This is a genomic window from Mucilaginibacter sp. P4_G9, from assembly GCF_056400985.1.
Genome location: NZ_JBFUKF010000196.1, coordinates 1 through 9,801 on the forward strand (window position 1 = coordinate 1; position 9,801 = coordinate 9,801).

General features: G+C 43.6%; 4 protein-coding genes and 1 pseudogene. All 5 read left to right on the top strand.

The annotated features are described in order from the left end of the window. Nucleotides 1-964 (top strand): annotated as a pseudogene (locus tag AC1DPZ_RS16395) (hypothetical protein); the annotation flags it as partial. Next, entirely contained in the window at nucleotides 948-4,394 is a 3,447-nt protein-coding gene (locus AC1DPZ_RS16400; RefSeq protein WP_477405288.1) for an RHS repeat domain-containing protein, read from the top strand. The pseudogene AC1DPZ_RS16395 and the gene AC1DPZ_RS16400, both read left to right, overlap by 17 nt. A gap of 30 nt (nucleotides 4,395-4,424) precedes the next feature. Next, the gene (locus AC1DPZ_RS16405; protein WP_477405290.1) at nucleotides 4,425-8,084 is read left to right on the top strand and encodes a DUF6443 domain-containing protein; all 3,660 of its coding nucleotides are present in this window, start codon (nucleotides 4,425-4,427) and stop codon (nucleotides 8,082-8,084) included. After that, on the top strand, nucleotides 8,081-8,398 hold the full coding sequence (locus AC1DPZ_RS16410; RefSeq protein WP_477405292.1) for a hypothetical protein: 318 nt from the start codon (nucleotides 8,081-8,083) through the stop codon (nucleotides 8,396-8,398). The genes AC1DPZ_RS16405 and AC1DPZ_RS16410 overlap by 4 nt, the downstream gene beginning before the upstream one ends. 604 nt (nucleotides 8,399-9,002) lie before the next feature. Continuing rightward, nucleotides 9,003-9,392 (top strand): hypothetical protein, encoded by a 390-nt coding sequence (locus tag AC1DPZ_RS16415; RefSeq protein WP_477405294.1) that lies wholly within the window; start codon nucleotides 9,003-9,005, stop codon nucleotides 9,390-9,392. Nucleotides 9,393-9,801: the final 409 nt, after the last annotated feature.

The following is a 9,801-nucleotide window of genomic DNA, read 5'->3' on the forward strand; positions in this document are numbered from 1 at the left end:
GGATGTATCTGTAAACAGCCAGATCGGGGCTGGAGCAAATAAATTCAATACCGCTTTGACGCTGATCAAAAATGGTGATCAGTATGGTACCGATAATCCGGTATTCCTGATTAAGCACAGTGGCAACGGTAGTAATGTATTTGCCGGAGTTGGCTCAGATCTGGGAATAATCAGAATCCAGGGGTTCAACACAACTGTGGCCAATAAGGCTATAAATTCAAATGATAATTTTTATGTCTTTACCAATGGTACGGTGGGTATTAATACCAATTCTATACCGACCGGCTATCAACTTGCCGTAAACGGCAGCGCGATGGTAAATGGCAATATAAAAGCAGTATTAGAGCCAGTTTTCCCAACTAAGAATAATGTTAGTATTACCAATCTTGGCTTTTCTGGGCCTACGGGGGCACTAAACTGGGCAATAAGGGGCGTATATCAATACGGGGGTGGGGTTAATTTCAATGCGGATGGGGGAGATTTAGATATTATTAAATCATTAGATGGCAATACGATTTTGGGTACCAAATCTGATGGAACCGCATTGGGTAATGTTGGCATAGGTACAATAGATCCCAAAGGTTATAAACTTGCCGTAAATGGCAGCGCCATAGCAACCTCCATGACCGTGAAGCTTTACGCYAACTGGCCCGACTACGTTTTCAAAAAAGAYTACCAACTCCCATCCCTCACCGATGTAAAAACCTACATCGATCAAAACCARCAYTTRCCGGATATGCCATCTGAAGCGGAGGTTGCCAAARAYGGRTTGAAYYTGGGCGAAATGAATAAGCTGCTGGTTAAAAAGGTGGARGAATTGACTTTGTATTTGATTGAGAAGGATAAGGAAAAAAAGGAGCAGGAAGCTATTAATCAAAAAAATGAAGAACAAATAAACCAGTTAAAAAAGCAACTGGAAATATTGGCAACACGCTTAAATGAAAAACATGATGAAAAAAGATAAAAGAAAATACCTGAAATTATGCATTTGGGTGGTCATTTTTCAAATTCCTTGTGCTCTTTTTGCACAGGTAGACCCCGCATTGGAAAGTCTTCGTAACATAGTTCCCCCATCTCCAAATGCGTCCAGCCTGGGTAAGTATTCAGAGTGGCCGGTTAGTTTATATACCGGCCTGCCCAATATAAGTGTCCCGATTTACGAGTTAAATGGCAGAAACATCAAAGTACCTATTGATATTTCTTATCATGCTTCGGGCAACCGGGTTGGCGATATTGCATCATGGGTGGGCTTGGGGTGGGCGCTGAATGCCGGAGGAGTCATCAGCAGATCTGTAAGGGGACTGCCGGATGAAGATAGTTACTTTTCATATGCAAGTAGGTATACCGACCCCAATAATTTTCAATCTACGTCTACCATTACAAATGGAGCTACTATGCACCGGGTAGACGCGGCTAACCTGAACGGCGACAGCCAACAGGATGTTTATACGCTTAGTGCTATGGGAAAATCATACCGCCTGCTTTTAAAAGCAGACGGTACTGTCACCACTATGCCTTATAGCAATGTAAGAGTAACTTACGCTATACCAAACTCATGGAGGGTAACGCTGGAGGATGGCACCCAGCTTTTATTTGGGGGCAGCAATAGTTTTTGTGAAATCAACACAACCACATTTGGGGCAGCGGCAGGTGGAATTCAATATAATTCTTCCTGGTACCTGCAATCTATTACCTCTCCATCCGGCGAAGTGGTGAATTTTACCTACAGCGGTACAACAATTACCCAGGATACGCATGTTACAGAAAGTGATGCTATTCAATATAAAACCGGTGACAATGGCAATGTTTGCAGCATTTTAACAAACTTTTCGTTGTCGTCAAAAGCCGACTATCAATTCGTCACCCAACTTTCATTAACAAGGATAGAATCAGATCTGACCCGCATCGAGTTTGTTCCCCAGACTTCGTCCAGGAGTGATTTAAAAGACGGCACAGCCCTATCCGAGATAAAAATATTTTCTAAGCAAGCTAATAAATATATTGATGACTACCTGTTTAACTACACCTATTCGCAAGCTGTAAACAGCGTAGAGTATAACGGCAATCCGGCAGACTCCAGTTATTTCCATAAACGGCTAAGACTACTTAGCCTGAAAAGACAAGCCCCGGGCAATACAACTTTTCAATTATGGTCTTTTCAATATAACCCTCAAAATCTGCCTTCAAGAAGATCATTCGCACAAGACCACCTGGGCTTTTTTAATGGTGCTGTACAAAATTCCACCTTGCTTCCTCCGGTAGTTTTTACGCTTCCGCAATCAACATTCTGGACATCATCCACCCAGTACCAAACCGGTTTTACACCAAGTACCAATCATTTGTTAGGAGCGTCAAAGGTTTTTAATGGTAATTATATGCAGGCCGAGATGTTAACTCAAATCACTTACCCTACCGGTGGTTACACCAAATTTAATTATGAGCCCAACAGCCTTACAACAAATACCGAGCAATTTTCCACAACATCGATACCTGGTCAGCTATACATAACCTATAATCAAACTCCCTTTGTAAATTCAAAAAGCACCAGTTTTACGATAACCAAACCTCAATACGTACAGATTGTACTTGCAAGCAGTATCAGTTCGGGCATTCTTGCTGATTTCCCTTCTGCCAGGGTATACGCCCAGGTTTTGAATTCGTCAGGCACTGTTTTAGGCTCGTTAACAACCAGCGGCAATACCTATTTTACTTTATTAACGGCAGGAACATATACATTCAAAATATATACAAACGTAGCAAGCGATGAATTTACCTCCGCTAACGATAATGTAAATATAAACGCGTCTTTAACTTATAGTAAATCGTTAGGATCGCTGCCCTTTACACAGATGGTTGGCGGCTTAAGGGTAAAAAGCATCATTAACTATGATGGTGTAAATGCAACACCGATAAATGACCGGTACTTTACCTATGAAAATGGGTTTGTAATCAATCCTATAGATTCGTTGAATGACTACGTCACTACGCAAAATAGTAATACAACCAATACCTCTACAGGCGAGAATTGTCTTTTTACTAAGGTTATTAGAAATTCATCTACCAAATTCGCCCTGGGATCTATACAGGGAGGGGCAATAGGCTATGGAAAAGTAACTACAACTTACGGACCTACAGGGGGCAACGGAAAAACAATTTCATACTTTAGTAACGTTGCTGATAATGGTACGGTAAACGCCAAAAATTACCCTTATCCGCCCACTGATCCACGTGAGTGGCGAAGGGGGTTGTTGCTGGCACAGTCTGATTATAATGTCACGCAAAAAGTAAAGCAGCTTTACAATAGTTACTCATTCATTTTTAAAACGCAGGTAATTAATTTTGCCGCCGGATATGCTACAGTTTTTACCCCGCTGTGCACTCAACTTGTGGCTAATGATTGTGGCTTAATTGCTCCGCCATTTAATATTTCTTCAGAACAGGTACTGCACGATAGTTCAACTGAAACCATATATAATACCACCGGCCCCGATTCGGTAACAACAGTAACCAATTATTATTATGATAATGCAGCCAATTGCCAGCCTACACGTATGGTACAGGTTAATAGTAAAAGAGATACCCTAAAAACATATAACAGGACCGCGTTGGAAAAGGCGACGATCAATAGCAGTATCCCGCTCACCGCCGCTGCTTCGGTTGCTATTGATACCATGTTGGCCAGAAATATGGTAGGAATATACCTGGAAACGGAAAAATATAAAAACCAGTCGCTCACGGGCAAGCTGCTTGTTAATTATAATTTGTTCAGTAATCATGTGCTGCAAAAGGAAGTACTTAGCCAGGATGGAATAAATGCGATTCAGAGTAGGATGATGATTAATGGATATGATGTTTATGGCAATATATTACAACAGCAAAAAACAGGCGGGCCATCTATTTCCTACAAATGGGGTTATAACAGTCAATACCCCATAGCTGAATGCAAAAATGCCGCCAGTACCGAATTCTATTACGAAGGTTATGAAGAAAGTACAGCTACAGGCGTAATCACCGGTACCTCCCATACAGGTTTGAAATATACCACCAATGCTGCTGTGAGCTGGACGCGGCCTAATACCCGTAATTATGTGATTAGTTATTGGTATCGTAGCGGAGGTATTTGGATGTACAAGCCGGAACAAGCCTATACAGGAAGCTCTTTTACATTAACGGTAGCTGGTGCTGATGCTGCTTATGATGATGTAAGGATTTATCCTGCCGATGCTCAGATGACAACTTATACCTACGATCCGTTGATAGGCGCTACCAGTGCCACCGATGCTAAAGGCCAGACCGCTTATTACGAATATGACGGATTCCAGCGGCTGATCAACATTAAGGATAAGGACGGCAACATTGTAAAACATACGGACTATCATTACCAGGGACAATAAACCGATACGGAAACCTTAAACAACCTCAATATGGCCATTACCCATATCACTATAAAACCAAGGCTAAAGCAACTTTGTTTAGCTTTAAGCCTTATGCTTTGGGCTTTAAGCCCCCGGGCACAAACGTATGTAAGCGCACCCATGACAGGAACCCCGGCGGCAGGCTCATACTATAGTAATACCAGCATTACGCTAAACCCTACTTTCAGCTTTGCGGCAGGCACAGGCAGCAGCCTGGTTTTATATATTGTAAATCCCGATTGCGTGCCCCAAACAACGGCTTTAAGTGCCAATCAAAACTATATATTAACCTCGGTACCGCGTATTGGCGGTATTACTACAGTAGCCGGCCTTGCAGGTCGCAGCACCTGCGAACTGATGCAAACGGTACAATACTTTGATGGCCTGGGCCGTCCGTTGCAAACCGTGCAGGTTAAAGGCTCAACAACCCTTAAAGATGTGGTACAGCCCGTAGCCTATGATGCCTATGGCCGCGAAGCACAAAAATACCTGCCGTATGCGGCAACTACAGCTGATGGCAGCTACAAAACTGATGCACTTACTACCGGTATAAATAATTTTTATAACCCCGGCGGCAGCGGTGCAAGTGGCGCGCAGCAAAATAACGGGATTGTTTTTAACCCCAAACCCTATGCAATCACCAATTTTGAGCCCTCACCACTGAACCGTGTAACTGAGCAAGGCGCCCCGGGAACAGACTGGCAGCCGGTAGCGGGTGCCAGCACCGGGCACACCCTAAAAATGGTTTACACCAACAATAACCTCAATGCCTTTAGCGGAGCAGATACGGCAGTAAGCATGCGGGTGATGCTTTATAACGCGACCATCAACACCAACCAGAGCCGCACGCTTACGCTGGGCAATATTTCAGGTAATTATTACCTGGGCGGCCAGTTGTATGTAACAGTAAGCAAAGACGAGAACTGGAAAAGCGGCCGCGGCGGAACCACCGAAGAATATAAAGATATAGAAGGCCATGTGGTGCTTAAACGCACGTTTAACTTTACCGCAGGCGTACTGCAAATGTTATCGACCTATTACGTGTATGACGACCTGGGCAACCTGGCCTTTGTACTGCCGCCCATGAGCAATGCCGACAATATAAAACCGGTACAAACCACGCTGGACAACTTGTGTTATCAATACCAGTATGATGAGCGAAACCGCCTGATCCAAAAAAGAATACCCGGTAAAAACTGGGAATACATTGTTTATAACCAGCTTGACCAGCCCGTAGCCACACAGGATGGCAACCAACGTTTAACTAACCAATGGGTATTTACCAAATACGACGCCATAGGCAGGGTAGTTTGGACAGGTACCTGGAATAATGGCGGAACGGTCATCAATCGACCCGACCTGCAGCTTGCGGTAAAAAACTTTACCGGTCCCTTATGGGAAAGCAGGCCTGTGGGGGGATACCCTACAAATACGGCATGGCCGATAACCGGTTTCCAGGGATCGTTATCGGTTAACTATTATGATGATTATACCGCTCCCGACCTGCCTTACGTTATTCCGGCCTCGGCAGTAAGCCAGCCCCGCGGCATGCTCACCTGTACCAAAACCTGGGTGTTTGGCAGTTCGGCGGTATTGTATACCGAGTTTTGCTACGATGGGCTGGGCCGGAATATAGAAACCTTTAAAGAGCATTACCTGGGCGGCACCACCGGACAGGCCAATCCTTCAAATTACGATGATATAGTAAATACCTTCGATTTCAATAATAATGTTACAGCCACGGTAAGGCATCATTATACTGCGGCTGGCACCAACTTAAACATTACCAATACATATGCCTATGACCACATGGGCCGTAAAATCAAAACCTATGAGCAGATAGGCAGCAGTGCAAATATATTGCTGAGCCAAACAGATTATAACGAGATAGGCCAGGCCTACGTAAAACACCTGCACAGCGAAAACAACGGCACATCATACCTGCAATCGGTTACCTATAGCTATAACGAAAGGGGATGGTTGCAGGCATCAAAAACCGATGGTAACCTGTTTAACCTCAACCTGTATTATAACCAACCTACGGATAATACCTACAGCAAGCAGTATACCGGTAATATAACCGAAATGGTTTACACCAAAACCGGGGCCGCCAATGTAGCTTTCAAATATGCCTATGATCAGTTAAACAGGTTAACAAACGGAGCCTCGACAGGAGGCAGCACCCTGGGCGAACAGCTAAGCTATGATTTGATGGGCAATATCAAAACCCTTACGCGTACGGGCTCAAACCCGGCTACATTGGTTTATACCTATTACAACAGCAATAACAGCAACCAGCTGCAAACGGTAACCAATAGCGGGGCAGCATTCCGGAGTTATGGCACATATGACGCGAATGGTAACGCCCCAGGCGATGGAGGAAGTAAAACGATCAGCTATAACCTGTTTAACCTGCCGCAAAYGGTTACCCAGAACGGTACGCAACTGGCCAGCTACATTTATGATGCCCAGGGCAATAAGCTTAGCAACCAGGGCAGCGATGGTTACTGGAACTATGTCAGCGGCGTTGTTTACCAGGGCACAACTGCCGCTAACGGTACCATACAATTTATCCAGACTGAGGAAGGCCGGGCAGTACCGAATGGCAGTTCATGGAATTATGAATATAACCTGACTGATCATTTGGGTAACGTACGGGTTTCGTTTGATAAAAACCCAACTACAGGCGCGGCCAGGCGAATACAGGAAGATGAGTATTATGCGTTCGGCTTAAGAAGAACACCGGTAGTATATGATCTTTCGAACAATAACCGTTATCTTTATAACGGGAAGGAGATTCAAACAGATTTAACCAGTCAATATGATTACGGTGCACGTTTCTACGACCCTATAATTGGTAGATGGACGACTCCAGATCCATTAGCTGGTAAGCTACCAGGTTGGTCACCTTACAACTACGTTCTTAATAACCCAATGAAGCTTTTCGATCCAGACGGAATGTTTCCTTTCCCTGTAACTGTTAGGGCTTTTGCACCGCCAGGATCATTTAAAGGGTCAGGTTTCGATGATGATAAAAGAGGGTTCTCTGCAAGTTCAAACGCAAGTTCACGTTTGTCTCAAACTACAACGATTGATCCGGCTACTGGTGAAGTTTCAGGTGGGCATGTTACGAGCACTGGTACACATTTCTTTGGTATTCCAGTTGGTAACGCAGAGAACTTTTCATCTGAAGGTTCGGTAGATAGAATAGGAATGTCTGTATCTGGTGACAATCATACCCTTTCAGTAGATGAACATCTTACTGGTTCTGATCCAGCAGGCTTAAAACTTGCACCTGACGTAATGTTGAATTCAGGGATTAGTCTAACAGAGAATGATAAGGCAGGGTATTTAGATGCTAATATTACTCTGACAGGTAAAGGCTTTCCGGCCTCTGAAGCACTAATTGGAGATACAGGTGGTAAAAACATTTTATTAACGGGTGCAGCGACCTACGGAGGATTAACCGATTTGATTAAAAATGATCCAAAGCAGGTTGCATCAATTGGTGTGCGAATATCTATCGATGGAAAAGGTAACTTTACAGGTGTAACCTATAATGGTAAAAACTATTCTGTAGCCGACTGGAATAAAGCCCAACAAGCAGCACCAGCAGGGCCACACCATAATTACTCAAAGCAAAATATACAAGGACAAACCGAACAATGAAACGACCAACCTACACTATAGTTAATGTCATTTATCAAATTATAATATGCTGGCTCCTGGTTATATTGAACGCATTTTATAACGACTTGCTCATTCCCGAAAGTTTAGCACATTCATCTGCGAGGCTTGGGCTGAAGATACTTTTAGCAGTGGCAGAAGGAGTCATACTAATAGCGGCGGCTTATGCAGGCAATCGAGTGTCTTTAAGTGATAAGGATGATAAAGTAACCCAAAAGAACATTGCAAATAGAACTGGCATAGTTCAATTAATCATCACAGTGTGCTTTATGTTAGTTGTGATATTAAAAGGTTAGTCCGAATAAAAAAGAAAGATAAATGTAACGAACAAAGCCCTTCGCGGGTGCACGCGTGTCGCGTGTACCCCGCTGACAGGTGAACGCCACGCTAAGTATTGAATTTGCAAATCCCGGATGTTTTTTTCATCCGGGATTTTGTATTTTTAACGTATGACCCGCAATTATAAATTCATAAATCCCGGAAAGAATATATTTTGTAAGTTTTGCAACTGTTTTTGAGTAGACGTTTTTGTAAGGCTGCAATATTTTGATTGCCTAACGCAGTACTGTCCTAAAGGCATGGCGTATACTTAGCATGCGGGTCACAAGGCTGGAGCCTTGCGACAGCGGGGCTGTATGCATCTAAGAATACTCTTAAATACGAAAGTTTTAATTTTAGTACTATTGCACCACAATCATTCGGGAAGACGCAATGGTTCGGCAGAAGGGCGTTGCAGATTACAGAGGGCTTTCAAAAGAATTTGGGGCCGTGGTCTAATCAGGTTATCCCCATGGGAACGAACATAAAAATAGGAATAGTCGGGCCGCAGCCGGGGTTGGGCGTAGGAACATGGCTTCAAATATACACACCAAAAGCAGTACCCTTTAAAAGATAACTACCATGATAAAAGAGACAGTATCCGGGATAGAACTAACAATAAAAGACCCCAATGAAATTATGGGCATGGGCGGCCCGTATGTGGCCGATATATACATTGGGGAAAAACTGATCTCCAACGATTGCATCGCTGGCAATTTTGTCTTCAAGGAGGATTCCAGGCTCCTGTTTTTTGTAAAGCATCACCTTGTAGGCTATTACCACTATTTTACCATTAATTTTTACAAGGTTGACGACGGTACGGTTTGTCAATTTTCCAAAGAGTTTGACATGGTTTATATCAAGCAATTTATAGGCCCTAACGAGCTTGAGATATTTCACGCATTCCACGATGAAAGCATGTCATCCAGGCTGGTTTTTAACCTTAATGATGAAGACTTTGAACAGGTCTGAGTCCTCGACTTGTACGTGTCATCAATCGTGAACAAACGGGCTTCCTTGTGGGGCGGACGCAACTCTGGCCAATTTCACCGCAAGGGATCGGTTATAAATCTACCCAGCTACCGCAAGGGCTTCTGATCGCTACCGCAGGCCTCCTGGCCTGTGGTCCGCATGCTAAGTATTGAATATGCAAATCCCGGATGTTAGTTATCATCCGGGATTTTGTATTTTTAACGTATGAGCCACAATTATAAATTTATAAATTCAGAAATCCTGAAGGATTATATTTTGTAAGTTTCGCAACTGTTTTTTGGATGAATGTTTTTGTAAGGCTGCAATATTTTGATTGCCTAACGCAGTACTGTCCTAAAGGCAAGGCGTATACTTAGCATGCGGGTCACAAGGCTGGAGCCTTGCGACA

Excerpts from the sequence above, each read along its gene's own strand:
- AC1DPZ_RS16410 (WP_477405292.1), top strand. The coding sequence starts at position 8,081 with ATGAAACGACCAACCTACACTATAGTTAATGTCATTTATCAAATTATA.
- AC1DPZ_RS16400 (WP_477405288.1), top strand. The coding sequence starts at position 948 with ATGATGAAAAAAGATAAAAGAAAATACCTGAAATTATGCATTTGGGTG.
- AC1DPZ_RS16415 (WP_477405294.1), top strand. The coding sequence starts at position 9,003 with ATGATAAAAGAGACAGTATCCGGGATAGAACTAACAATAAAAGACCCC.